Genomic DNA, 24,968 nt, shown 5'->3' with positions numbered 1-24,968 from the left:
TTATACACCTGAGGTTTGCGGATGGGCTTTCTGGGTTTCGGCGCTGAGCAGGTTCAACGCATTCAAATAAGCCTTGGCAGAAGCCGCCACAATATCAATATCGGAGCCGTGACCATTCACAATACGCCCCCCTTTCTCAAGACGCACAGTAACCTCGCCCTGAGAATCGGTGCCACTGGTGATGGCGCTGACATTATACAGTTCAAGACTGGTGCCGCTGCTAACGATACGCTCGATCGCCTTGAAGGTGGCGTCCACGGGGCCTGCCCCCTCGCTCTGTGAGCGTTGCTCTTCATTACCAATGTTCAAGACGATGGTGGCGTTAGGTACTTCACCGGTTTGGGAACAGACGCTCAGCGAAACCAACGAATAGAGTTCGTTTTCAGTGGCTTTCTGGGTATCGCTTACCAAGGCCTGGATGTCTTCATCGAAGATTTCGTGCTTTTTGTCCGCCAGATCCTTGAAGCGCTGGAACGCATCGTTCAACTCCTGTTCGGATTTGAGGCTGATTCCCAACTCATCCAAACGGCCACGAAATGCGTTACGACCGGAGTGCTTGCCCAAGACCATACGATTGGCATTCCAGCCTACGTCTTCAGCCTTCATGATCTCATAGGTTTCGCGATGCTTGATGACTCCGTCCTGATGGATACCGGACTCATGAGCAAAGGCGTTGGCACCCACGATCGCCTTGTTGGGCTGCACCGGGAAGCCAGTAATAGAGGATACCAGTCGTGATGCCGGTACGATCTCTCGGGTGTTGATGCCGGTTTCAATATTGAAGAAATCGGCACGGGTTTTGACCGCCATGACAATCTCTTCCAGGGATGCGTTACCTGCACGTTCCCCCAGACCGTTGATCGTGCATTCCACTTGACGGGCCCCACAGGTAACCGCCGCCAGTGAGTTAGCCACGGCCAACCCCAAATCATTGTGGCAATGCACTGAAAAAATAGCTTTGTCGGAGTTGGGAATACGCTCGATTAACTGGCGAATGGTGTCACCGTACTGCTGAGGCATGGCGTAGCCGACAGTATCTGGAATATTGATGGTACGGGCACCGGCATCGATAGCAGCTTCTATGACTCGGCACAGAAAATCGATTTCAGAGCGCCCTGCATCCTCACAGGAGAATTCAACATCATCACACAGGTTACGCGCCCGAGTAACGGCTTTCACTGCCTGTTCCACCACTTGATCCGGGGACATACGCAGCTTGAATTCCATATGAATAGGAGAAGTAGCAATAAAGGTGTGAATGCGCCCGGCAGTGGCATTTTTCAATGCCTCACCAGCGCGATCAATATCGGCATCCACGGCGCGGGCCAGTGAACAGACGCGACTGTCTTTAATACTCTCGGCAACGGCCTTAACGGATTCAAAATCCCCTTGGCTGGCGATAGCAAAACCCGCCTCAATCACATCCACCTGCATGCGTTCCAACGCCTTGGCGATGCGCAGCTTTTCTTCCTGGGTCATGGAGGCCCCAGGGCTTTGCTCGCCGTCGCGCAAGGTAGTGTCGAATATGATGAGTTTTTCGGTGGCGCTCATGTTTCTCTCCAATGGGGTAGCCGGAACCCTGCCGATTATAATGGGCCGGTACGGGCAAAATCTCAACCGCCGCTGACCGCGGGCGGGTAACTATATCCAAGGGTTAGTATGATAGCAAACCGGGGCAGATCTTATGGCAAACCCGTGTTATTACGTAAAAAAGCAAGCGCTTCATCCGCCAACACCCGTCCGGGAATGGATTCTGCGATAGGCTGCTTGCCTGTATTGTGCTGCAAACGGATCTCAAACCAGTTTTGCATATGCTTGCCATTGCTGTTGCTGCTTTTTTTGTGGGTTTCCAGCTGGGATACTCCGTCCAGAGCGATGCTTTTCTGGTAAACAAGCTTGCCCAAAAACCAGCGCCGCACGTGCACCGAGTGGCGATCAATGGCGGTCTCAAGCCTTGTTGTGGGAGTAGCGATCCCCGCCAGCAGAAGCAACAAGCCTATGCCACCAAAGACCGTACAGAACAACAACTTCACTGGCCATTCCAACAACCCAGCCCCCATATCCACAACACCGATCCCAACCCCCACACCAAAAAATATGGCCCCGAACAGGGCCGCCATTACAGAGCCCGCCAGCTCACGCCCGTATCGGGAATGCATAAACAGCGTATCCCCCCGCTGCTCTACATTCAGCACTTGAGCCAACTGTTGGGATCGCTGCAGTTGCTGCTGCCGTGCGTGGCCGGGGATTCGAATGCGGCTTTTTGCCTCACCCTTCTGAACCGGCAATTCAAAGTCCAGCGCCAGATCCAAACCGGGGATGTCGGCACAAATATGGAGCTGCCAATGATGCCAGTCGGTGGACTTGGGCTGAGTCGCAGGCAAGTCTGCCGGTACATCAAACAAGAACTGCACCCGCGTTTTGCCTGCCTCACGTCGGCCCCGCACGGTAATAGAATCCTGCCAACTGACACTGGTGGAAATGCGCTTATGCCCCTTGCTGTTACGGGTCTCATAGGAATGCTGGCACTCAAGCCGGATCTCGCATTGGGCATCCAGAGGCAGTGGCTTGCTAAGCTCAATATCACCCCCCACCTGCCCCCCGGCCTGACCAGGATTGGGATCCAGTCGCAGCAGGGATTTGCCGTAACGAACATAAAGGATTGAACCCTTAATGGCCTGCCAGACGAGAAACACGCCCACCAGAGGAAACAACAAAATCAACAGAAGCAGATAATCTTCTGTTTTTTGAATGCGGCTGATCTCATCCATGGCTGCAAAGCAAGCCGGGAAAGCAATCAGGTTCCACAAGGTGGCAAACAGCCACATCATCCAGTGCTGCCCGGTAACACTTGGCGATATCGGCTGACGATCACTGAAATCAAACGGCGCTGCCATTTCACCTGCCATGGGTTCAGCGCCAACGCCTGTAGATTGAGCTTTGCCAAACCAGCCAACAATCACCACAACCAACCCCACTAAGGCAAACACAACGGCGAACACCGCCTGCATCAGCATCAACCCCCAACGCAGATCCCTATCCACAACGGCCTGATTGGGGTCGGCGGGGTCGTACCAAACGGTGAGTGGCAACTGGTCACGCTCAATCCGCTGCAAGCGCTGATACTGCTGCTGGTGATAGTTGCCAATATTGTCGTTGCCGGTATGAATGCCATAACGCGACGACTCGTAGATGTGGCCCGATACCTCAAAACGAAAACGGGCACTGATGGAGTAAGTGGAACCACCTTCACTGCCTTTGGCTGTATTCAAACGGTATGAGAGCAACTGGCCCTCGGTATACTGCCAGCTCCTGGCATCCAGCCAGTAGGAAAATTCCGGCCACACCTTGAAGTAGCCAAAGCCCACGCCAAAACCTAAAAAGGGCAGGCCAAACAACATCACCAACACATTCCGTCTTCGCTTTTGCTTGCGTGTCACCACTGACATCCCTGCTCATTCCTTAATTTATTCAAACGCTTAGCTATTCATTTTAGCGATAAGCAGGCAAAGGGGTAGCCTTAAACAAACTTATGGTTTGACAGGGGCTGCCCGCAGCCATATCATAAAACGGAATGAACGTTCATTCCGTTTTATGATTGGAACCGTATTGATGTCGAAGAAAGCCCAAAATGCCGCTGAAAAAGAACAACGCATTCTGACTGCAGCCCTGCATTTGTTTGCCACCCAAGGCTATGAAGCCACAGCGGTACCTCAGGTTGCCCTGAAAGCAGCGGTCGGGTCAGGCACGATCTACCGTTACTTCGACAACAAAGAAGCGCTGGTGAACGCCGTGTTTCGCAGCGCCAAAGCCAAATTGAAACACTATCTGCATGAAGACCATTTCGACGATGAGCCACGGCAGGTGTTCCATCGTTTCTGGAACAACCTGATTCGCTTCACCGAAGACAACCCTGAAGACTTTCACTTTTTGGAGCTTCAGGATCACGCCCCCTACCTGGATGACGCCAGCCGACAATTGGAACTGGAGGTGCTCGCCCCCATCAGTCTGTTCTGCATCGAATACGGCCGCAAAGGGCTATTCAAGAGCCTGCCTGCGGACGCCATGATGGCCATGATCTGGGGGGCATTCGTCGGCTTGATGAAAGCTGGCAAATTGGGCTATGCCCGACTCAACCACAGCGTGCTGCGGCAGGCAGAGGAGGTGTGCTGGCAGATGCTGCTGAAATGAGCGCAGCCCACCCCACGCTATCGACTCACCACAACACAACTCGCAAACATAAAGAGGGACATCATGACCACAATAACCGCATCAACCATTTCCGATGATACTCTGCACCTGGATCAGCTATCGTCCATGCAGGTTGACGAGCTGGACTCGCTCTACCGCCAAGGCACCCTCCCCTCCAGCTTTAACACACTGAACGGCACTCCCAAAGGGCGCATGCTGGCCATTCGAACCCTGGATCAAACACCCCTGTTTGGCCCTATCAGCCTGCTGAGCAAAGCCAAAGTATTTCCATGGGAAGGCAAAAGCTTTAACGCCACCAGCGATTGCACTGGCACAGGCATCAACCGCATCAATCTGACCCTGCTAAAACAACAGTGGTTTCCCTTTAATACTCGCGTGGAGCCATCGGTAATCGACGGCAAGGACTGCATCTATCTGGATTATGACCTACCAGAAAACCCATGGTTTGTGCGCAAAATACGTGATGAGCTACGGGAGGTATCGCCAGGCTTGTTCCTTGGCCCTGCCATGTGGAAAACCGGAGATAACGAGGCAGCGCTGGTGCTGTGGTTTGCCATCGACACCACTCAGTAAGTAAACAGCAGGCAAAAAAAAGCCCCACTCAATTGAGCGGGGCTTTTTTATATCAGCGTATAAGCGCCGGGGGAATGATTACATCATGCCGCCCATGCCACCCATTCCGCCCATGCCGCCCATATCAGGCATGCCACCACCTGCACCTTCTTTCTCTGGCAGATCAGCAACCATTGCTTCGGTTGTGATCATCAAACCAGCGATAGAGGCAGCAGCTTGCAGCGCTGAACGGGTTACTTTGGCAGGGTCAAGAATACCCAACTCGATCATGTCACCGTACTCGCCAGTGGCAGCATCGTAACCGAAGTTGCCGGAGCCGCTTTTCACTTTGTCGACGACTACGGATGCTTCGGCACCAGCGTTAGACGCGATTTGGCGAATAGGGGCTTCCATAGCGCGCAGCGCCAATTGAATACCAGCGGTCTGATCTTCGTTAGCACCTTCCAGAGAGGAGATGTTGGACAGCGCGCGAACCAGCGCCACACCACCACCAGGAACCACACCTTCTTCAACCGCAGCACGGGTAGCGTGCAGAGCATCTTCAACGCGGGCTTTCTTCTCTTTCATTTCAACTTCAGAGCCAGCACCTACCTTGATTACGGCAACACCGCCAGCCAGTTTGGCTACGCGCTCTTGCAGTTTTTCTTTATCGTAATCGGAAGTGGCTTCTTCGATCTGCTGACGAATCTGCTTAACACGAGCCTGGATTTCAGCTTCAACACCGGCACCGTCCACTACAGTGGTGTTTTCTTTGGTGATGGAGATCTTCTTGGCAGTACCCAGATCATCCAGAGTAGCGCCTTCCAGAGACAGACCCACTTCTTCAGAAATCACAGTACCACCGGTCAGGATAGCGATATCCTGCAGCATGGCTTTACGACGATCGCCGAAACCAGGTGCTTTTACCGCAGCAATCTTCACGATACCGCGCATGTTGTTCACTACCAGAGTAGCCAGTGCTTCGCCTTCAACGTCTTCAGCGATGATCAGCAGAGGCTTGCCGGACTTGGCAACGGCTTCCAGGATCGGCAGCAGGTCACGAATGTTGGAGATTTTCTTATCAACCAGCAGGATGTATGGGCTTTCCAGCTCAACACTCATTTTTTCCTGGTTGTTGATGAAGTAAGGAGACAGGTAACCGCGATCGAACTGCATACCTTCCACTACGTCCAGTTCGTTTTCCAGACCACTGCCTTCTTCAACAGTGATAACGCCTTCTTTGCCCACTTTTTCCATCGCTTCAGCGATGATGGTGCCCACAGACGTGTCGCTGTTGGCAGAGATGGTGCCTACCTGAGCGATGGCTTTTGAATCTTCACAAGGAATAGACATGCCTTGCAGTTCAGCAACGACCGCAGAAGTCGCTTTATCAATGCCACGCTTCAGATCCATTGGGTTCATGCCAGCAGCAACGGCACGCAGGCCTTCGCTAACAATGGCCTGAGCCAGAACAGTTGCAGTAGTGGTACCGTCACCGGCTGCATCATTGGCTTGGGAAGCAACTTCCTTAACCATTTGAGCGCCCATGTTTTCGAACTTGTCTTCCAGCTCGATTTCTTTCGCTACGGAAACACCGTCTTTGGTGATGGTGGGAGCACCGAAGGCTTTGTCCAACACAACGTTACGACCTTTGGGGCCCAGCGTTACCTTAACCGCATCCGCCAGGATGTTGATGCCCTTAACCATTTTGACGCGGGCGGCGTCACCGAATTTAACTTCTTTAGCAGCCATGATTGTATCCTTTAGAATTCGTTAGTTTCTTCAATGAGTGAAATGTGGCGGAGGCTTAGCCTTCCAGAACACCAAAGATTTCGTTTTCGCCCATGATCAACAGCTCTTCACCGTCGATTTTTACGGTGCTACCGGCGTATTGACCGAAGATAACTTTGTCACCAGCTTTTACATCCAGAGGGCGAACTTCGCCAGTCTCTGATACTCGACCAGGACCCACAGCCAGCACTTCGCCTTGAGAAGGCTTTTCAGTGGCGGAACCGGGCAGAACGATACCACCTGCGCTTTTAGTTTCCTCTTCAACACGACGAATCACGACGCGATCATGTAAAGGACGGATATTCATGAGTTTTTTATCTCCCAATTAACCTTGATGTTGGCCAAGTAGCTAGCCAGGTTGATACAACGATTAGAGCGATACCAGTTATTAGCACTCTCAATCCAAGAGTGCTAATAATAGTGCCGCGAAAACTTCCGTCAAGAGCTCAGATTACCTTTCCGGGCACATTGTCGGCGATGCCCCATAACTGGGGCTGCGAAGAGTGATTTCAAGGGGCTGATCGAACTTTTTTTATAAAAATCAGTGAATACTGGTGAAGAAAGCAGCAGTTTTTAAGGGGTTTCGTCTTTTTTCTCCACTTCGCCTTCGATTACGAAATGGCCTTGACGATCTTCGTAGACGGTCGGCCGCTGCTGATCTGAATCCGGTTGAGTCGCTCCAGGGCCGTAGCTGCCACGCTGATAAACCCAGACATTGCCCTGGCCTGGGCCGCGGGTAAATGCCTGCATCATGCCTTTTTTAACAACATACGAGGCGAAAGCCTTACGGCTTTGAGGCAGCAACAGCAGAAAACCCACTGCGTCCGTAATGAAACCAGGGGTGATCAGCAGCGCACCACCCAACAGCAGCATAACCCCTTCCACCATCTCGGCACCGGGCATCTCACCTTGCTGCATACGTTTATTAAGGCGGATCCAGGTCTCTACACCCTGCCAGCGAAACAGCAACGAGCCCATCATCGCCGTGAGCACCGTCAGCAAAATAGTCACCGCCCAGCCAATGCTCTGGGCCACTTGCCCCAACACAATGGCCTCCAACAGAGCGAAAACAAAAATAAAAATAAAAACGCGCCCAAATCCCATAGCTTTAATCCTGCTTGACTGGTGTACGGGCCATTTCCACCAAAATCGCCCTGGCTTCTTCCGATGTGGTGACAATTCGTTCAAATTCAACCCTGAACAGTCGGGCTTGCACCCTCAGCACCATTCCCTCTGCGTCGATAGAGGCCATACAGGCATCCCGATCCGGGTTGGCAATGGCCTGCAATGCGCAATAGTGCTGAATGGCATCTGCATGATCCTCATTCATATGACCCACTATACGCGACCATTGTTCCAGCGAAAACGGGCTGGCTTGCACCACATCGCCCGGTGACAGCCAGCGCGCCTGACCAAAACCTTCGATAAAGCGCAGCTGCTTCAGATTGAGCCGGTAGAATTCAAAATCCAGCTGGTTGTGATAGCCGGTAGCCTGGGGAAAGCAGTGGTAATACAGCTGGGCCGCCGCTTCTGTCTCGCTCACCGGCTCGGCATCGGCAATCAGCGTCAGGCGCTCCACCTGCTGGACATCCCCCTTATCGGGGTTGGCCTCCAACAGTGTCAGTGACAGCTTTGGGTTAGCTCGAATATTTTGCGTGTGCTGCGCCAAGCGGCTGATCAAAATCAGGGGCTGGCCGGTCTGATCCAGACAAAAAGGCACCACAGAGCCGAACGGATAACCGTCATATTTTTGCGAGTGTGTACTCAACACACCACTGAATACCGATTGCAACACCGTGCGGGCGCGCTTGCCTGCTTCCATGGTCATCCTCTCTATATACCTGGGCAATAACTACTATTGGTAGTGACTGCGCTTATCATGAGGTGATGGTAACATGCCTGCTGTTTTTTTCAGGAGATGGAGAGTAAGCCGAACATCATGTTAAGGATTTTGACAGCCGCCATGCTGGCGATGCTGCTTTCTGGCTTAAGTTACGCCGCCGAACCGCCGCCCGAAGAACCAGCCAACTATGCCTTTGCCACCTACATGGGCAGCGGTTTATACGGTGCCACCAATAGCACGCTGTTCGTGCTCAATATCCCGATGACCTTCCAGTGGCGGGATCGGGAGGACATTCGCATCCGCCTATCCACCTCGGCCGGCTTTTTTGACTACGACAGAGACAACCTCGGCGATCTGGAAATACCGGACTCCATCGGCACCCTCACCCTTATTCCCGGGGTTGAAAAGGTCTACAAAGTGAACCATCGCTGGGAGCTGATTCCTCACATTGATTACGGCTACGCCAAGAACTTTTCCACCAAAGAAGAAGCCCAAGTGTTCTCCACCGGCCTGCATACCCGCTTTTATACCCAAGGCGAGATCGATAACCACGTTTGGGTGAACAAACTGATTCTGGCGGGATACCGGACCTTCTCCAGCAACGTGGAAGACAACTATGTAAAACTGCTGACCGGTTTCGATTACAAGTCCGGCATGTACCTGAGCCTGAAAGCCGGTATGGCCATCCCTACCCTGTATGGATCGGTATCCTGGAGCCACAACGGCATCGACTATGCGGATCAGTTCAAATCGCGTACGGCCAGGGATCTGAATTACGAACTTGGCGCATCACTGTATGCCCCGAAGCCTATCGATCTATGGATAACAAAGGTAAACCGGGTTGGGCTGGGTGTCCAGCGCAACCCGTTTGGCACGGTGATCCGCCTGTTTGCCGGAACACCGTTCTGAACCGTTAGTTAGTGGTGTTTAACATCATGCCGGAAGGCGCACTAGGAAGGCTGCTGCTGGGCTTTTCCAGTGATATGGCCAACGCCTCGGTATAGGTCACCACAACTGACTGGCCAATGCGCAGCTTGGGCAAATTGGCCGGATCTTTAACGGCCACCAAACCATAGTTACCACGGGGGCCTTTCAGGGTTACGGTTTCCGTCACTCGATCAAGGCCCTCTATCGTGCATAAGGCACGAAACTGTTTCAAAACAGCGCCGCCGGGCAATTGCTCAGCATCAGCCTTCACCGCCTGATCCAGCACTACAAACGGCTCCTGCTTCTCAGCATCAGTGGGTTCACGCAGTTCGTAAGCCACCGACAGAAAGAAATCCACAGTGACCGCATCGCCCACTTTAACCTCATCCAGGCGCTTGACGTTGTCTCCAACTGTCATCTGCTTTAGGCTGCCGGTTGGCCCACGCAGAGTGACTTCGCGGGTTTCGTGATTGATCGCCTCAACCACCTCAGTTACCTTCACCAACGTTACGTCTTCACGGGTTGGCACTTCAGCCTGAGCCTGGCCAGCCACAATCATCAACGCACCCATTATGCTTACGAGCCTCACTGCTATACCCTTGGCCTTCATGCTATTTGTCCTTCTCATGATTAAATTATTCAACCGACTTAAACTTTCATCCTTGGAGGCGCCACCTAGGTTTGTTAGCCCCCTGACTCGGCACCTTAACTGAGTTTTCATTCGCTGCCAACCACACACTGGGCGTGATGACGGCCCGGACACCGGCCCCGCTGACCCTTTCCCCTCTGGAAATCCGGCCACAAACAGGGAATAATCGCGACTCGCTAGTCGAACCGACTATTACAGCTACAGCGGACTAACTATAGTCACGAACATAGAGGGTTAAGCAGTCATGGAATTAAAAGATAAAGTTGTCGTCATCACCGGTTCAGGTCGCGGATTGGGCCGTGGTATGGTTCTGGCGTTTGCCCAGAAAGGCGCCAATGTAGCCGTAGTGGATTTGAACGAAGACGACATTGCACAAACCGTTGCTCTGGCAGAAGAGCTGGGAGTGAAGGCGAAAGGTTATAAAGTAAACGTTGCCAAGGAAGAGGAAGTCGAAAAACTGTTCGCCGATGTGGTTGCAGATTTCGGTACCTTGAGTGGCGTGATAAACAACGCGGGCATTACCCGTGACGGCTTGTTGATCAAAGCCAAAGACGGCGTCATCACCAAAATGTCCACCCAGCAATGGCAAACCGTTATCGACGTCAATCTGACCGGCGTGTTCCTGTGCGCCCGTGAAGCGGCAGCCAAAATGATTGAACTGGGCGTAGACGAAGGCGTGATCGTGAACATTTCCAGCTTGGCCCGTCACGGCAGCTTCGGCCAAACCAACTACTCCGCAGCTAAAGCGGGTGTGGTTGCAATGACCGAATCCTGGGCCAAAGAACTGGCTCGTTATAACATCCGTACCGGTGCCATTGCCCCCGGCACCATCAATACCGACATGATTGCAGCGATGAAGCCAGAAGCCCGCGATCGTCTGGTCAGTGCTGTGCCGCTGAAGCGCTTGGGTGAAGCCAGCAACATCGCCAAAGCCGCTACCTTCATTTTTGAAAACGACTATTTCACAGGTCGAGTTGTAGAAGTGGACGGTGGCCTGCGCTAAGCACCGCCTATTTTACTGCCGGAAAATCCTCCTGCCTCTGTAGGATGATTTTCCGGTGGCCCCATTCCCTAATCTGCTCTACCCTCTACTCCATGTCCTCTGCTGAATTAAAACAACGCCTGCTGCAGGTAATTGGCTCAATCCCCAAAGGTCGCGTAAGCACTTACGGCGATATCGCACGCATGGCCGGAGCACCCAACCACGCCCGTTTTGTGGGAACGCTGCTGAAAAACCTGCCCACAGGCAGCAAGATCCCCTGGCAGCGGGTAATCAACAGCAAAGGCGAGATTGCATTCCCTGCAGGCTCCGATAACTGGATACGACAGCAACAACGCCTGTTGGCCGAAGGGGTTGTGCTAACGGGAGGCAAAGTGTCGTTACGACAGTATCGCTGGCAACCCTAAACCTGAGTGTTCGGCTTGTTGTCCCGCCACATCATGTATATCGCCAACAGCACCGCAGGAATACCCAGCACCGCCGCATACACAAAGAAGGACTCATAGCCGTAACCATCCACCATGATCCCCGAAAAGCCACCAATGAACTTACCCGGCAATGTCATCAAAGAACTGAACAGTGCGTATTGGGTGGCGGTGTAGTGTTTGTTGGTAAGGCTGGATAAGTAAGCAATGAACACCACATTGGAAATCCCCCCAGACAGGTTATCGGCGCTGATCACCGCCGCCAGCATCGCCAGATCTTTTTCCTGCCCGGCCATCCACGCAAACAGCAGATTGGTGCTGGCCACCATGACCGCACCCAGTATCAAAGGGCGGAACAAGCCAAAATGGGAAACCAGCACGCCCCCGATAATAGACCCGGCAATGGTCATGAAAAAACCAAAAATCTTGGCAACAGAGGCGATCTCTGATTTTTCAAAACCTAAATCCAAATAGAACGGGTTCGCCATCACCCCCATGGTAATGTCGCTGATCCGAAACACCGCAATAAAGAACAGAATCACCAGCGCATACACGCCATTTCGCTGAAAAAACTCCACAAAAGGTGCCACCACTGCCGCCAGAAACCACTCCAGGCGTGCTCGCGGCATCACCACAGGAATCGACGGCAGACGCTCTGCCCAATGAATCAGTCGGCCTTCCAGCTTCCGCGTACCGCTATCAATCTGCACGTCTGGTTCCGACACCGTCAGAGTGCACACCACCCCCACCAGCATAAAACCCGCCATGGCCAGGTACGCTGTCTCCCAGTCATACCAATCAGCGATATAGAACGCCCCAGCCCCCGCCACCAACATAGCCAGTCGATAACCGAATATATAACTGGCGGCCATGGTGGCTTGCAACTCGCTTCCCGCCGATTCGATTCTGTAGGCATCAATGCAGATGTCCTGAGTGGCAGAACAAAAGGCCACCAACACCGCCAGCCTGGCTAGCAGCTCCAGTTCACTGCGCGGATCCGTCAGGGCCATGCCAATCAGCGCCAGCATGATGCCAACCTGCGCCAACAACATCCAGCTGCGCCGCTGCCCCAGCCACCGGCTCAACCAGGGCAACGCCCTGCTGTCCACCACTGGCGACCAGAACACCTTGATGGAGAACATAATGCCCACCCAGCTGAAAAAACCGATGGTGGTGCGATCCACCTCTGCATCCCGCAACCAGGCCGACAGCGTAGAAAACACCAACAGAAACGGTAGACCGGCAGAAAAGCCCAAGAACAACATGGACACCACCCGCGGGTGGCCATAGGCACGCAGCGATTCCAGCCAGGTAAGTTTACGATCCTGCATCAAGCATCCTTGGTCATTAAGGGAAACATGCTGAATCCTAACCGCATTCCCGTCCGATTCCAAAAATTCAAATCCAATCAGTGATATAGTTCCAGAGTCGAGGCCAATCCAGTGCTATATTAATTAGACAGATCCTGTGCTCTGAACCACACTTACTGGCCAAGAGACACCACAAATAATAACAAGCCGGGATTGAAAAAGGTCATATGCCTAATCCAGATCTCCCTATTATGATCGTCGACGATGCCAAGTTTTCAGGTGCCGTCATCGGCCGCACACTAAAAGCCGCTGGCTTTAAAGACATTCGCACCGCCAGCAGCGCACAGCAGGCCCTGGCCATGCTGGAATCGCGCCCGGTAAACGTGCTTATCGCCGACTGGTTGATGCCCGAAATGGACGGCCTGGAACTGGCCGGGCAGGTTCGCCAAGTGGATGAAGCCACCAACCACTTTACCTACATTATGCTGCTTACGGCCAAAGAAGGGGATCAGGCCCTGGGTCAGGCATTCGATCAGGGTGTAGACGACTTCATTAACAAGTCAGTGATGAACCAGCAGTTACTGCCTCGCATCTACGCCGCAGATAGATTGTCTTCCCTGCATAACCGTCTGCTGCAAGAAAACCAGTTGCTGGTGGAATCCAACCAGCGCTTCAAAAAGCATTCTCTGGTTGATCCCTTGACCGGCATGGGCAACGGCCATTTTGCCATCGAACGGCTGGATGCCACCATTAAACACGCCCAGTCCCGCCAGGGTGCCGCCTGCGTTATGATCATCAACGTTGATAACTACAAGGAACTGATCCAGCAGCAAGGCAAGAACATCATGCGTGAGATCATTGTGGGCACCGCTCGCCGCCTGCGTCAGTTGGTGCGCCCTCTTGACGTGGTAGCGCGGCTATCCAACGAACAATTTGCCATCGTCACCCACCAGACTGATATTATGCAGGCGAACGCGGTGACCTATCGCCGAATCTACGATGCCCTTAATGTGAAAGCCCTGAAAACATCCAAGGGGTTTGTAAACATCAAAGCATCCATGTGCATGTCCGCTGCGGATCAGGAAACCGGCTTCCCCGCCGCCGACAAGATGCTGGCGATAACCCAGCAGCAGATTCCGTCCGCCCGTGAGACCGGTCGCCTGATGGTGATTCGCTGGCGCAGTGCCAAAAAGAGCGATTGATAAACCAAGTTCTACCCAATCTGTATTTCAAGGCAACATCATGCAACCCACTTGGCACATTCTGGGGCCCGGCGCGATTGGCTCATTGTTCGCCTGTCATTTACAGCGGGCGGGGTTTCCTGTGGTGCTTATCGGCCGCAAGGCCAGCCCGTCACCAACAAGCATCCTGCTGCAAGAAGGGGATCACACCCAGTCATTTTGTTTTGAGTGTGACGATGGGCAACGCCCCATCACCCATCTGCTCATCACCGTAAAGGCTCACCAGACTGACGCCGCACTGCGCCCTCTCAAGCACCGCCTGGGTGCCGACAGTCTGATCGTATTGATGCAAAACGGCATGGGCGCTTGGGAGACCGTACAACAATACTGCCCCGAAACGGTTTGCCTGCTGGCCACCACCACCGAAGGCGCCAACCGCCCGGCCCCCGGCCAAGTGATCCACGGGGGCAGCGGTACGACATACGTAGGTGCCCTTGCACCCGATCTGCAAGCCTGTGCCCACCAACTCTGCGCCCAGTGGAGCGGGCTTGGGCTGAACCTGCAAGAGGATCAGGCCATTCTGCGGCAACTGTGGCAAAAGCTCGCCATTAATTGCGCCATCAACCCGTTAACGGTGATGTATGATTGCCCCAACGGGGCTCTGCTGAGCAATGCCGAAGCCCTGGCGACAATGGAGAAAGTGTGTAAGGAGGTTGAAACGGTGATGACTCATGCACTGCGGGAGCCTGCAGCTGACTTATTCGAGCTGGCAAAAACCGTGGCCACAAGAACTGGGCACAACCGGTCATCAATGTTGCAGGACGTAACCTGCGGACGGGAAACAGAGATAGATTACATCACAGGATTTCTGCTGCGTGAGGCGAAACGCTTCAACCTGAACTGCCCCCAAAACCAGGCTCTATACGATCAAATCAAACGCTAGTGCTCATGGTCGTGATGGATTTGCTTACCGCTCCACCCATACCGCCACTTAACTCAGAATAACGGCTCAGTGCATCCAACGCTAATTGCTGACACAACATTTCCAATTCATCATGACCGGATCCAGCCACCAGAACATACGCCATGTTGGCAGTTGCTTCTAACTGACCAAGCACGTAGCTTTCGTGTTCACTGCCGCGATGGGTAAGGGCCGTGCGGGACGCCGCATTGAGTAATTCCCTCAACAACTCTACGTCTACGCTGAGTCTGTTCATTCGAGCCTCCATATCATTACTACTATGTGGCAAAATCAGGTCAAATCGCGTTACCGTCGACTTGACCCACCTACAGCTTAGTCGTAAATTGCAGCCCAAATAAGTGACTTATTTTACAAAATCCGCCTGCAATTCCTCATAAACTGCTCACATTGTAGCCGATTCATCCAAAATCTATATCAGTAAGGAATAACACCAATGGGAAACCGCCTATCCAAGATATATACGCGCACCGGTGACAAAGGCACGACCGGACTTGGGGATGGCTCCCGTGTAGATAAGGATAGCCTACGAGTAGAGGCCTATGGCACCACCGACGAACTAAATTCTGTGATTGGCATGGTTCTGTCCGAAGCGACCGTAACCGAGCCCGTGCAGGGTTGGTTACTGGAGATACAGCATGACCTCTTTGATATCGGTGCCGAGCTTTGCGTACCGGGGCACAAAGTCATCACCGAGGCCTTCGTGCAGCGCCTGGAGCAACACATCGACGCCATGAACAGCGAGCTGCCCTATCTGAAGGAATTCATCCTGCCTGGCGGTAATCGCGCAGCCACCACCTGCCATCTGGCCCGCACAGTATGCCGACGCTCTGAGCGAAGGGTGCTATCACTGTCCAAAGCGGAGCCAATCAACGAGTGGGGCCTGAAGTATCTGAATCGCCTCTCCGACTTTCTGTTTGTAGCGGCTCGAGTGTTGGCACGCGCCGATGGAGGTGAGGAAGTCATGTGGAATCGGAAGCGATTCGAATCATGATCCAGTTGATTCTGGGAGGGGCCCGCTCCGGTAAAAGCACATTGGCGGAGCAGCGCGCCACCGCCAGCGGCAAACAAGTGGTGTACGTTGCCACAGCCCAGGATCTGGACGGCGAAATGGCCGCCCGCATTGATCACCACCAAACACGACGCCCAAACCACTGGCTGACCGAAGAAGAACCCGTCGCGCTGGCCGAGGTATTGGCCCGCCACAATACAACGGACACCTTGATTCTGGTGGACTGCCTGACCTTGTGGGTATCCAATCTGCTGTGTCTGGATAACGGCATCCATTTGGAAGAGCAAAAGCAGGCTCTGCTGCAGCAACTTTCAGAACAACAAAGCGATGTTATTCTGGTATCCAACGAAACCGGCATGGGGGTTATTCCCATGGGAAAACTCACCCGTCGCTTTGTGGATGAGAGCGGTTGGCTACATCAGGCATTAGCCGCACGCGCACACCAAGTCACCCTGGTGGTGGCGGGGCTTCCACTTCAACTCAAACCTGCAGTGACTTCATGAGCACACAAAACTGGTGGGTTAATCCTGCCGTACCACCTAGCGCCGCGATGGAATTGGCTGCAACGGAACGACAGGGCCAACTTACCAAGCCCCCAGGCGCACTGGGGCGACTGGAACACATTGCCATCGCATTGGCGGCCATCCAAGGGCAGCTCAAACCGCAACTTGAGCAGATCTTCATTGCCGTTTTTGCAGGGGATCATGGCATTGTGGAAGAAGGCATTTCGGCCTTCCCTCAAGCTGTCACCGTCGAGATGCAACGCAACTTCATTAACGGCGGTGCCGCCATCAGCGTACTGGCCAAAGAGCTGGGTGCATCACTGGAGGTAGTAAACACGGGCACCCATGCTGACCCGGCAGACCTGCCCGGCGTAGTGCATGCCCCCATCGCCCAACAGACCGCCAACTTCCTATTGCATGCAGCAATGGACGAGGCGCAATGGCAGCAGGCGCTGACACTGGGTCAAGACTCGGTAGCACGCGCCTTGGAACACAAAGCGCAGCTGTACATCGGGGGCGAGATGGGCATCGGCAATACATCCGCGGCTACCGCCATGCTGGCGGCGTTAACCGGCTATTCAGTGGCCGATATTACCGGCCCAGGTACAGGCTTGAATCAACAGGGTGTGCTGCATAAAGTGAAGATTCTCCAACAAGCACTGGATAATCACCGCGCAGCATTAAACTCCGCTCAGGCCATTTCCCGCGTCGTCGGCGGCTTCGAGATCACCGCCCTCACCGGCGCTTACATCGCCGCCGCACAAGCGGGCATGGCGGTGATCGTGGATGGATTTATCTGCACAGCGGCGGCCGCGGCGGCCCTGCAAATAAACCCATCGATCCGCCCTTATCTGTTCTTCAGCCATTGCTCTGCAGAACCCGGGCACCGGCGGGTGATTCAGCACTTAGAGGTTGAGCCGATTGTGGATCTTAACCTGCGCCTGGGCGAAGGCAGTGGTGCTGCGACCGTAGTGCCGTTGCTGCGACTGGCGTGCGCCCTACACAACAATATGGCGACCTTCGCGGAAGCGGCGGTATCCGAAAAACTGGAAGAATAAGGCATGTTCGGATCACCCACCGAGACCCGTAAAATCACATTAGACCTGCTACGCCACGGCGAACCTGAAGGTGGTGTGCGCTACCGGGGCTCTATCGATGATCCCTTGTCGGCGACCGGCTGGCAGCAAATGCGTCATGCTACCGCCCAGGCAATGGCTCCAAAAACATCGGGTTCAGGCACAACGTGGCACGCTATTATCAGCTCCCCCATGCGTCGCTGCCAGGAGTACGCTCGTGAGTTGGCTGATACGTGCAACCTGCCGATCAGCATCGAGCCCGACTTGAAAGAGTTGTGCTTTGGCGATCTGGAAGGGCTTACCCCCAAGCAGGCCTGGGAACAACACCCGCAATTGTTGCAGGCGCTGTGGCAAGATCCAGAGCAAACCACCCCTCCCGGCGCAGAGCCATACAGTGAGTTTATGCAACGGGTAACAGCCCGCCTTGAGCACATCATTCATGCACAGCCGGCAGAGCAGGAAAGCATCCATCTCTTACTGGTGGTTCACGGTGGAGTGATTCGGGCAAGCCTGTCTCACTTTTTGAATATTGCCCCTGCCGACAGCTTTCGTATTGAAGTTCCCTACGCTGGCATCACCCGGCTCAAACTTTATCTAGAAGCCGATGGTTCCTACAATGCCGCGCTCAGCTTCATCAATCGTTTCACGGGCGACTCATGAACGCGCTGAAAATTGCCCTTCAGTTTCTCACCCGCTTACCGGTATCCAATACGGACTACAACGACGCCGATGTAAAAGCATCCATCTATTGGTATGGCGTTGTCGGCTTGATCATCGGGGCAATTTTAATGCTGGCCAGCGGGCTGCTGTATCAGCTGGCTCCGAACCTGGATGCTCTGATCGTAGCCGCCCTGCTGCTATGCCTGTGGGTAGTGCTCACCGGCGGCTTGCATCTGGATGGGCTGGCTGACAGCGCCGATGCCTGGCTGGGGGGCAATGATAAAGAACGCACACTGGCCATTATGAAAGATCCGCGCTGTGGCCCGGCGGGGGTCACCAGCATTGTTCTGGTCATGCTGGTTAAACTGGCCTGCCTGAATGTACTGGTGCTGCAATCCGCCTTTTTTCTGCTGTTGGCCCCAGCCCTCTCACGTTGCACCATACCCCTGTTATTTTTAATCACACCCTACGTACGGGAGCACGGCCTGGCAGCTCCATTTAAAGATGGATTGTCTCAACGAAGTGGCTGCCTGCAAGCCGCGTTGATGGCGTTGTTGTGCTTTACGATCCTGGGAACTTCCGGTGTGATGGTCGTGCTGATGGTTACTGGCACGTTTTTCTGGTTGCGACACCTGATGCTAAAGCGACTGGCTGGCACCACCGGTGACACCGCAGGAGCCAGTATTGAAATACTTGAGGCCACCGTACTGCTGGGCATCGCTCTGACGTTGACCTGACTCATCCTAAAATTGCGTCGATAGCCTCCATATCCAGATGCTGTTCGGCAGAGTCTGCCAAACGGTCGATGTGATGCTCCCGCTCGGCGTTATAATCGAACACTTCCACCTGCTGTACACCCGCCCAGCGCAAAACAGCCTCCAGCGCTGTATGCGAATCAAATATGCCATGCAGATAGGTGCCGATTACTTGCCCATCGGTGCAACGGGCACCATCCACTTCGCCATTGTCGAACCGAACCAACGGCATGGACAAGGCCTCTCCAGTGCTGACACCCGCGTGGATCTCATATCCAGTACAAGCCTCGTTGCCGGGCAACAGTGCGCCTTGTCGACGCTTCAAATGCTTCTCCGGCTGCAGCCGGGTTTCCATGTCCAACCAACCGAAGCCCTGTTCCTGTGAAGGCACGCCCTCAATGCCCAACTCGTCCAACAGCTGATGGCCCAACATCTGGAAGCCACCGCAAATACCCATCAGCTTGCCACCGTAGCGCAGATGCTTCTGCAGCGCCTGTTGCCAGCCGTTGTCTTTCAGCCAGCGTAAATCGGCAATGGTGTTTTTACTGCCCGGTAGAATAATCAGATCCGCCGGGGGAATCGGCTGCCCTGACCCCACATAGTGAAAATCCACCTGAGGGTGCAACCGCAGCGGATCAAAATCGGTGTGGTTACTTATGCGTGGCAACACCGGCACCACCACCTTCAGGGAGTCCGCCGCCTTATCTGCCATCTCCACAGGGTTAATGCCATCTTCTCCATCAATGTGTAGGCCATGCAGATAGGGCAACACCCCCAGCACCGGTTTGCCTGTGCGCTGCTCGAGCCAATCCAAGCCATTTTGCAACAAGGCGATATCGCCTCTGAACCGATTGATCACAAACCCTTTCACGCGGGCCTGCTCGGATTCGCTCAGCAGTTCCAGCGTGCCCACCAGATGAGCAAAAACACCGCCTCGATCAATATCCGCCACCAAAATCACGGGGCAGTCTACCGCTTCAGCAAACCCCATATTGGCGATATCACGATCCCGCAGATTGATCTCTGCCGGGCTGCCAGCACCTTCCACCATAATCAACTCATACTGATGCTTCAGCCGTTGATAACTCTCCAGCACAGCGTTCATGGCAATGGTTTTGTACTGGTGATAGCCAACAGCATCCATCTGATGACGAGCCTTACCGTGAATAATGACCTGCGCCCCAATATCCGTGGTGGGCTTTAGCAACACTGGGTTCATGTCCACCATGGGCTCCAGCCACGCCGCTGCCGCTTGCAACGCCTGGGCACGGCCAATTTCACCACCGTCGGCCGTCACCGCACTGTTCAATGCCATATTCTGTGGTTTAAACGGCACCACTTTGGTACCACGACGGGCGAAAACCCGACACAACGCTGCCACTAAAGTGGATTTTCCAGCGTCGGAGGTGGTGCCCTGCACCATCAAAGTCTTGGCAGTCATGCTACAATCGCTTCCTTTTTTTCGGCGGGCTCGAAGACGTGCCTATTGTAGTGATTAAAATTTTGATTGCACTGGGTTTGGACCAGTTACTGGGGGAGCCCAAGCAGTATCACCCCCTGGTGGGCTTTGGTCGTCTGGCCGGGCGCCTGGAATCGCGCATCAATCATCCGGCGAGCAGAACCCGGCAGCGATTGCTGGGGCTACTGGCTTGGCTGCTGGCGGTGACACCCGTGCCGCTGGCGTTGTGGTGGCTGCAACAAACCTGGCTAGGGGCTTCGCTGCTGGGTATCACACTCGATATATTGCTGCTCTATCTGTGTGTAGGCCGCACAAGTCTGTTTGAGCACAGTCTGCGGGTACACCGTGCGTTAGAGCAAGCAGACCTGCCCCTGGCCCGCCAGCACACCAGCATGATCGTGAGCCGCGAATGCCAACAACTGGACGAAGCCGGTTGCGCCAGAGCCACTGTCGAATCGGTACTGGAAAACGGCAACGACAGCATTTACGGAGCACTGTTCTGGTTTACGTTACTGGGGGGCAGTGGAGCCGTGCTGTATCGCTTGGCCAACACGCTGGATGCCATGTGGGGATATCGCAACCGGCGCTATCTGCATTTTGGCTGGGCCGCAGCCAAACTCGACGATCTACTGAACTATTTTCCTGCCCGCATCTGCGCCCTGTGTTATGCCCTGGCTGGCAACCGACACCAGGCGCTTGCCAGCTGGCGGCAACACAGCCATCAACTGAGCAGCCCCAACGGTGGCCCCGTAATGTGCGCCGGAGCCGGGGCTTTGAATGTACAACTGGGTGGGCCGGCCACCTATCACGGCACGCTCTTGCACAAGCCCTACTACGGTGGCAACACGCCCGCTTGCCCGCGCCACATCATTGCAGCTAATCGGCTGGTGGATCGCAGCCTGGTCATCTGTATAGCGCTTTGTTTAGTCATACCGGGCATCCTGTATGGCGTCATCCAGTTTTCTCTGCAACAAGGTGGATAACATCATGCAAAACCTGGATGCACCACAGCACGGTGGTCGCCTGCACGCCGCCGCCGATCTGTTCTCTATTCCCCTGGCGCAGTGGCTGGATCTTTCCACAGGCATCAATCCGTATTCCTGGCAACCACCAGACATTCCCCTGTCCGTCTGGCAGCGACTGCCTGACTCCTATGCCGAACTGGAAAGCGCCGCGCACCATTATTACGGCGCAGAGGTGCTGTCCATTCCTGGCAGCCAGTGGGCAATTCAAACCCTGCCAACCCTGTTCCCACAGGCCCGCACCTGGATTCCCCGTGAAGGCTATGAAGAACACCGCTACTGGTGGCAAAAACTGGGGCATGAGATCCGCTTGTACGATGATCTGCCTTCACTACCGCTGCAAAAACATGATGTTGTGGTCGTCATTAACCCCAACAACCCGACCACAAACAGATACGAGCGCGATGAGCTGATAGCGCTCGCCGACACACTCAATACTTTGCAAGGCACCCTGCTGGTGGATGAGGCCTTTATGGACGCGACACCGGAAGTTTCGGTGTTTGCTGGCAACTCAACACTGCCTGCCAATCTGATCGTACTGCGCTCTATGGGAAAATTTTTTGGCCTGGCAGGGATGCGGCTGGGCTTCATTTACTGCAATGAACACCTGCAACAAACGCTGCGCTCTGTATTGGGCCCTTGGGCAGTGAGCCACCCAGCCGCCTATGTAGCAAGCCTCGCCTTGCAGGACACGCACTGGCAGCAACAAAACCGCCTGCGCCTGGCGCAAAGCTCCATCAAGTTAAAAGCAATATTGCTGGAACATTTTGATCAACACAGCATCAGTTGCGACACGCTGTTCTGCACCCTGCAGCTGGAATCAAATAAGGCTGCGCAGTTATATAATCACTGCGCGCAACAAGGCGTCCTGTTGAGGCTGTTTGAACAATGGGGAAAAATCAGAATCGGACTGACGACAAAACCCGGTCTGCAGCGGCTGCAATCTGCCTTGCAGTGTTGGAATTCTTAACAGTTTTCGCATTTCGCAAATCACGAGGCTTATTCAGCCTGAGCAAAGCGAAAGAATGGTTAACACGCTTTTTCATATAAGAAGCCCATTTAAGAACCCTTACCTATATCAAAGCCTAAGAGTTAAGCTGTTTTTTTACGAACTTTTATGCCCATTGGCCGCTATAAGCCTGTCCTTCATGCATTACGGTTCTTAGTAACTGGGCGGCTTCCATCGGCGCTTTCAAGCATTCACTGCAAAGTTATTCTTTTCCAAGGCAGTTTCTGACAAAAATGGGCACACAACCCAATTCGCGTTATTCCCAAACATTACCAAACGCAACATTAATCAACCTTTATTTCATTGAAACATTCCGGGTTCAGGCCGATCTTAATAGTAAGCGAATACAAAACGCACGCCATGATAACTGGCAAGCTCTTTGCTTTGTATAGCTAAAGACGGTGTTTTGACAGGAGTAGAATCATGGGCATTAACTGTCATGAGTTCCTAGAGTATGTAATCCAACCCACATTAAAACAGTTGGGCGAAGAATCTCCGGTTGCCGAGCGACTTTTGCAGGCAACGGCTTGCCATCAATCGGAAATGGGCCACCACCTCCAACGCAGTGATGGTATTGGCATTTACGGCATTACCGAGGCCATGCATCAGGCCGTATGGGATCATTATTTAGCGATGGACTGCGAACTCGCCAGCCACGTGCGCGGCATGGCATCACAACATGAGTTTCCAAAATCACCCCATAGCGAACTGGCTACCAACCTACGCTACGCAACCGCGATCGCCTGGATGATTTATCAACATAAAGGCGTGACTTTGAGTGCCAACAGCAACGCAGAAGACCTGACCTTAGCCTGGCAGAACTGTTTTATGGATCGCCCCATCAGCTTTAAAGAGCGAGATGAATTCAAAAGCTGCTGCGCTAAATTCCCTACCGCCAGAAAATCCATTGCCGCTTAACCTTCAGCGACAATGGATTACCCGCAGAACCGAATGATTTACAACAACAGTCGCCGAATGTCAGACAATAGCTCGGACAAATAGGTAGTAAACCGAGCAGCTTCAGCGCCGTCTATCACCCGGTGATCATAGGAAAGAGACAACGGCACCATTAACCTGGGCTCGAAATCCTTACCGTTGTACACCGGTTTCATCTGCGAACGCGACACTCCAAGAATCGATACCTCTGGCCAGTTCACGATGGGGGTAAAGGCCGTTCCACCGATCCCACCCAACGATGAAATAGAGAAACAACCACCCTGCATATCACCAGGAGACAGTTTTTTGGCGCGCGCCTTTTCACTGAGCGTTTGCATATCCTTGGCAATGTCTGTCACCGACTTTTTATCCGCATCACGAATCACCGGCACCACCAGTCCATTAGGCGTATCCACAGCGATGCCAATGTTGACATACTGCTTGAAGATCAGATGAGTGCCCTGTGCATTCAAAGAGCTGTTAAAACGCGGATACGCCTGCAACGCCTTCGCACAGGCCTTCACCATAAACGCCAGCAGGGTCAACTTTACACCTTGCTCTTTCAGCGCTGCCGATTCAGCTTTACGGAATGCTTCCAGGCTGGTGATATCTGCTTCATCAAACTGAGTCACATGGGGAATGTGCACCCAGGAACGATGCAGATTAGCCGCACTCAGCTTGTTGATCTTACCAAGCTCAACGGTTTCTACCTCACCCCATTTAGTGAAATCAATCTCTGGCAACGGCGGCAAACCCGAACCTGCAACGACGGTATCCGACTTACCCTGCATACGGCCTTTAACGTACGCATGCACATCTTCTTTAAGGATACGAGCACGGGGGCCGCTGGCTTTAACCTCAGCCAGATCCGCGCCCAGCTCGCGCGCCAACCGCCGCACTGCGGGGCCAGCATGAACCCGCTTGCTCGGGCCTCTATCTACAATATCTGATTTAGGGGCCGGTTTAGGGGCCGATTTAGGGACCGGTTTAGGATCAGGATCAGCGGCGGGCCTGCTATCTGCCTTGGCGCTGGCAACATCAGCCTTACCCACCACCAGCAACTCCAGAACAGACGCACCCTGAGACACCTTGTCGCCCACTTTAAGCAGCACCTTACGCACGGTTCCCGCTGTAGGACAAGGCACCTCCATGGTTGCTTTATCGGATTCCAACACCACCATGGTTTGTTCCGCTTCAAGCTGATCGCCTTCCTGTACGGAAACCTCAATCACCTCGACATCTTCGGCACCACCAATATCCGGCACCGCCACCACTTCCACCTGACTGCTGCTGGCAGCTGCGGCTTCCGCTTTACCCGCCGTCTCACTGGCAGCACGACTGGGCTGGCTTGAGGCCATCGCAGCAGGCTGCTCAGGGGCTTTATCTTTGGGCTTGCTGGTAGCGGCCGCAGCGCCTGCCTCCTCCACCTCCATCTGCGCCACCACATCGCCTTCTTTCACGGTCTGGCCGATGGATACAGAAAATGAGGAGACAACACCACTGAACGGTGATGGCACTTCCACTGTTGCTTTGTCGGATTCGAGAACCAACAAGGTATCTTCTTTCTCAACCCGATCACCAGGTTGCACGGATAATTCAATTACATCCACCCCATCTGTACCACCCAGATCGGGCACTAACACGTCTTTCACTGCCACGGTCGTTCT

The 24,968-nt window shown here is 53.8% G+C and carries 26 protein-coding genes; 15 read left to right on the top strand and 11 right to left on the bottom strand.

The features are described 5' to 3' along the window. Together Kalk_RS17700 and Kalk_RS17695 are read right to left on the bottom strand one after the other, a co-directional pair. The gene (locus Kalk_RS17700; RefSeq protein WP_101895516.1) at positions 1-1,551 is read right to left on the bottom strand and encodes a 2-isopropylmalate synthase; all 1,551 of its coding nucleotides are present in this window, start codon (positions 1,549-1,551) and stop codon (positions 1-3) included. 131 nt (positions 1,552-1,682) lie between these two features. Next, positions 1,683-3,449 carry a DUF3592 domain-containing protein gene (locus tag Kalk_RS17695; RefSeq protein WP_101895515.1) on the bottom strand — a complete coding sequence of 589 codons (1,767 nt, stop codon included), beginning with the start codon at positions 3,447-3,449 and terminating at the stop codon, positions 1,683-1,685. Positions 3,450-3,612: 163 nt separating this feature from the next. Between Kalk_RS17695 and Kalk_RS17690 the strand changes: the two genes are divergently transcribed. Together Kalk_RS17690 and Kalk_RS17685 are read left to right on the top strand one after the other, a co-directional pair. Then, positions 3,613-4,191 carry a TetR/AcrR family transcriptional regulator gene (locus tag Kalk_RS17690; protein WP_158643559.1) on the top strand — a complete coding sequence of 193 codons (579 nt, stop codon included), beginning with the start codon at positions 3,613-3,615 and terminating at the stop codon, positions 4,189-4,191. Between the two features lie 63 nt (positions 4,192-4,254). Beyond that, a complete protein-coding gene (locus Kalk_RS17685) occupies positions 4,255-4,785 on the top strand; it encodes a hypothetical protein (RefSeq protein ID WP_101895513.1) in 531 nt (176 codons plus the stop codon). A 78-nt stretch (positions 4,786-4,863) separates the two neighbouring features. On the opposite strand, the gene groL is transcribed toward Kalk_RS17685, so the two are convergent. The 4 genes from groL to Kalk_RS17665 form a co-directional block, all read right to left on the bottom strand. After that, positions 4,864-6,516: a chaperonin GroEL gene (gene groL / locus Kalk_RS17680; RefSeq protein WP_101895512.1), complete on the bottom strand. Its 1,653-nt coding sequence runs from the start codon at positions 6,514-6,516 to the stop codon at positions 4,864-4,866. A gap of 55 nt (positions 6,517-6,571) precedes the next feature. Further along, positions 6,572-6,862 (bottom strand): co-chaperone GroES, encoded by a 291-nt coding sequence (locus Kalk_RS17675; RefSeq protein ID WP_101895511.1) that lies wholly within the window; start codon positions 6,860-6,862, stop codon positions 6,572-6,574. A 266-nt stretch (positions 6,863-7,128) separates the two neighbouring features. Then, entirely contained in the window at positions 7,129-7,659 is a 531-nt protein-coding gene (locus Kalk_RS17670) for an FxsA family protein (protein WP_101895510.1), read from the bottom strand. 4 nt (positions 7,660-7,663) lie between these two features. Then, on the bottom strand, positions 7,664-8,383 hold the full coding sequence (locus Kalk_RS17665; protein WP_101895509.1) for a HugZ family pyridoxamine 5'-phosphate oxidase: 720 nt from the start codon (positions 8,381-8,383) through the stop codon (positions 7,664-7,666). Between the two features lie 111 nt (positions 8,384-8,494). On the opposite strand from Kalk_RS17665, the gene Kalk_RS17660 reads away from it, so the two are divergent. Next, positions 8,495-9,307: a hypothetical protein gene (locus tag Kalk_RS17660; RefSeq protein ID WP_101895508.1), complete on the top strand. Its 813-nt coding sequence runs from the start codon at positions 8,495-8,497 to the stop codon at positions 9,305-9,307. Between the two features lie 4 nt (positions 9,308-9,311). Here Kalk_RS17660 and Kalk_RS17655 read toward each other — a convergent pair whose 3' ends face one another. Beyond that, positions 9,312-9,935, bottom strand: coding sequence for a hypothetical protein (locus Kalk_RS17655; RefSeq protein WP_158643558.1), 624 nt, complete (start codon positions 9,933-9,935; stop codon positions 9,312-9,314). Positions 9,936-10,218: 283 nt separating this feature from the next. Between Kalk_RS17655 and Kalk_RS17650 the strand changes: the two genes are divergently transcribed. Continuing rightward, complete coding sequence (locus Kalk_RS17650) at positions 10,219-10,977, top strand: SDR family oxidoreductase (RefSeq protein WP_101895506.1); 759 nt, start codon at positions 10,219-10,221, stop codon at positions 10,975-10,977. A 92-nt stretch (positions 10,978-11,069) separates the two neighbouring features. Next, a complete protein-coding gene (locus Kalk_RS17645; RefSeq protein ID WP_101895505.1) occupies positions 11,070-11,381 on the top strand; it encodes an MGMT family protein in 312 nt (103 codons plus the stop codon). Here the strand turns inward: Kalk_RS17645 and Kalk_RS17640 are convergent. Further along, positions 11,378-12,730: an AmpG family muropeptide MFS transporter gene (locus Kalk_RS17640; RefSeq protein ID WP_101895504.1), complete on the bottom strand. Its 1,353-nt coding sequence runs from the start codon at positions 12,728-12,730 to the stop codon at positions 11,378-11,380. The two genes, Kalk_RS17645 and Kalk_RS17640, sit on opposite strands and share 4 nt — an antisense overlap. A 206-nt stretch (positions 12,731-12,936) precedes the next feature. Here Kalk_RS17640 and Kalk_RS17635 point away from each other — a divergent pair, with 206 nt between their 5' ends. Beyond that, positions 12,937-13,911, top strand: coding sequence for a GGDEF domain-containing response regulator (locus tag Kalk_RS17635; RefSeq protein ID WP_101895503.1), 975 nt, complete (start codon positions 12,937-12,939; stop codon positions 13,909-13,911). 40 nt (positions 13,912-13,951) lie between these two features. Beyond that, positions 13,952-14,833, top strand: a complete 882-nt coding sequence (locus tag Kalk_RS17630; RefSeq protein ID WP_101895502.1) for a ketopantoate reductase family protein — start codon at positions 13,952-13,954, stop codon at positions 14,831-14,833. Here Kalk_RS17630 and Kalk_RS17625 read toward each other — a convergent pair. Then, a complete protein-coding gene (locus Kalk_RS17625) occupies positions 14,823-15,107 on the bottom strand; it encodes a hypothetical protein (RefSeq protein WP_101895501.1) in 285 nt (94 codons plus the stop codon). The two genes, Kalk_RS17630 and Kalk_RS17625, sit on opposite strands and share 11 nt — an antisense overlap. A gap of 198 nt (positions 15,108-15,305) precedes the next feature. Here Kalk_RS17625 and Kalk_RS17620 point away from each other — a divergent pair, with 198 nt between their 5' ends. The 5 genes from Kalk_RS17620 to Kalk_RS17600 are packed head-to-tail and all read left to right on the top strand — an operon-like array spanning position 15,306 to position 18,857. Next, the gene (locus Kalk_RS17620; protein ID WP_101895500.1) at positions 15,306-15,863 is read left to right on the top strand and encodes a cob(I)yrinic acid a,c-diamide adenosyltransferase; all 558 of its coding nucleotides are present in this window, start codon (positions 15,306-15,308) and stop codon (positions 15,861-15,863) included. Next, the gene (cobU, locus tag Kalk_RS17615; protein ID WP_101895499.1) at positions 15,860-16,384 is read left to right on the top strand and encodes a bifunctional adenosylcobinamide kinase/adenosylcobinamide-phosphate guanylyltransferase; all 525 of its coding nucleotides are present in this window, start codon (positions 15,860-15,862) and stop codon (positions 16,382-16,384) included. Before Kalk_RS17620 ends, cobU begins: the two co-directional genes overlap by 4 nt. Next, complete coding sequence (cobT, locus tag Kalk_RS17610; RefSeq protein ID WP_101895498.1) at positions 16,381-17,442, top strand: nicotinate-nucleotide--dimethylbenzimidazole phosphoribosyltransferase; 1,062 nt, start codon at positions 16,381-16,383, stop codon at positions 17,440-17,442. Before cobU ends, cobT begins: the two co-directional genes overlap by 4 nt. A gap of 3 nt (positions 17,443-17,445) precedes the next feature. After that, the gene (locus Kalk_RS17605) at positions 17,446-18,120 is read left to right on the top strand and encodes a histidine phosphatase family protein (protein WP_101895497.1); all 675 of its coding nucleotides are present in this window, start codon (positions 17,446-17,448) and stop codon (positions 18,118-18,120) included. After that, positions 18,117-18,857: an adenosylcobinamide-GDP ribazoletransferase gene (locus Kalk_RS17600; protein WP_101895496.1), complete on the top strand. Its 741-nt coding sequence runs from the start codon at positions 18,117-18,119 to the stop codon at positions 18,855-18,857. Before Kalk_RS17605 ends, Kalk_RS17600 begins: the two co-directional genes overlap by 4 nt. 1 nt (position 18,858) lies before the next feature. On the opposite strand, the gene Kalk_RS17595 is transcribed toward Kalk_RS17600, so the two are convergent. Beyond that, a complete protein-coding gene (locus tag Kalk_RS17595; RefSeq protein ID WP_101895495.1) occupies positions 18,859-20,316 on the bottom strand; it encodes a cobyric acid synthase in 1,458 nt (485 codons plus the stop codon). Positions 20,317-20,354: 38 nt separating this feature from the next. Here Kalk_RS17595 and cbiB point away from each other — a divergent pair, with 38 nt between their 5' ends. The 3 genes from cbiB (at position 20,355) to Kalk_RS17580 (ending at position 23,283) form a co-directional block, all read left to right on the top strand. Then, positions 20,355-21,317 (top strand): adenosylcobinamide-phosphate synthase CbiB, encoded by a 963-nt coding sequence (cbiB, locus tag Kalk_RS17590; RefSeq protein WP_101895494.1) that lies wholly within the window; start codon positions 20,355-20,357, stop codon positions 21,315-21,317. Next, on the top strand, positions 21,280-22,326 hold the full coding sequence (gene cobD, locus Kalk_RS17585) for a threonine-phosphate decarboxylase CobD (RefSeq protein ID WP_101895493.1): 1,047 nt from the start codon (positions 21,280-21,282) through the stop codon (positions 22,324-22,326). The genes cbiB and cobD overlap by 38 nt, the downstream gene beginning before the upstream one ends. A gap of 462 nt (positions 22,327-22,788) precedes the next feature. Beyond that, positions 22,789-23,283 (top strand): hypothetical protein, encoded by a 495-nt coding sequence (locus tag Kalk_RS17580; protein WP_199767952.1) that lies wholly within the window; start codon positions 22,789-22,791, stop codon positions 23,281-23,283. Positions 23,284-23,321: 38 nt separating this feature from the next. Here the strand turns inward: Kalk_RS17580 and aceF are convergent, their stop codons facing one another. Then, positions 23,322-24,959 carry a dihydrolipoyllysine-residue acetyltransferase gene (gene aceF, locus Kalk_RS17575; RefSeq protein ID WP_101895492.1) on the bottom strand — a complete coding sequence of 546 codons (1,638 nt, stop codon included), beginning with the start codon at positions 24,957-24,959 and terminating at the stop codon, positions 23,322-23,324. Positions 24,960-24,968: the final 9 nt, after the last annotated feature.

Origin of the sequence: Ketobacter alkanivorans (assembly GCF_002863865.1) — a bacterium.
Taxonomy (GTDB): Bacteria; Pseudomonadota; Gammaproteobacteria; order Pseudomonadales; family Ketobacteraceae; genus Ketobacter; species Ketobacter alkanivorans.
Note: the sequence above shows the minus strand (reverse complement) of the source record. Positions and strands in the feature narration are given on the sequence as shown.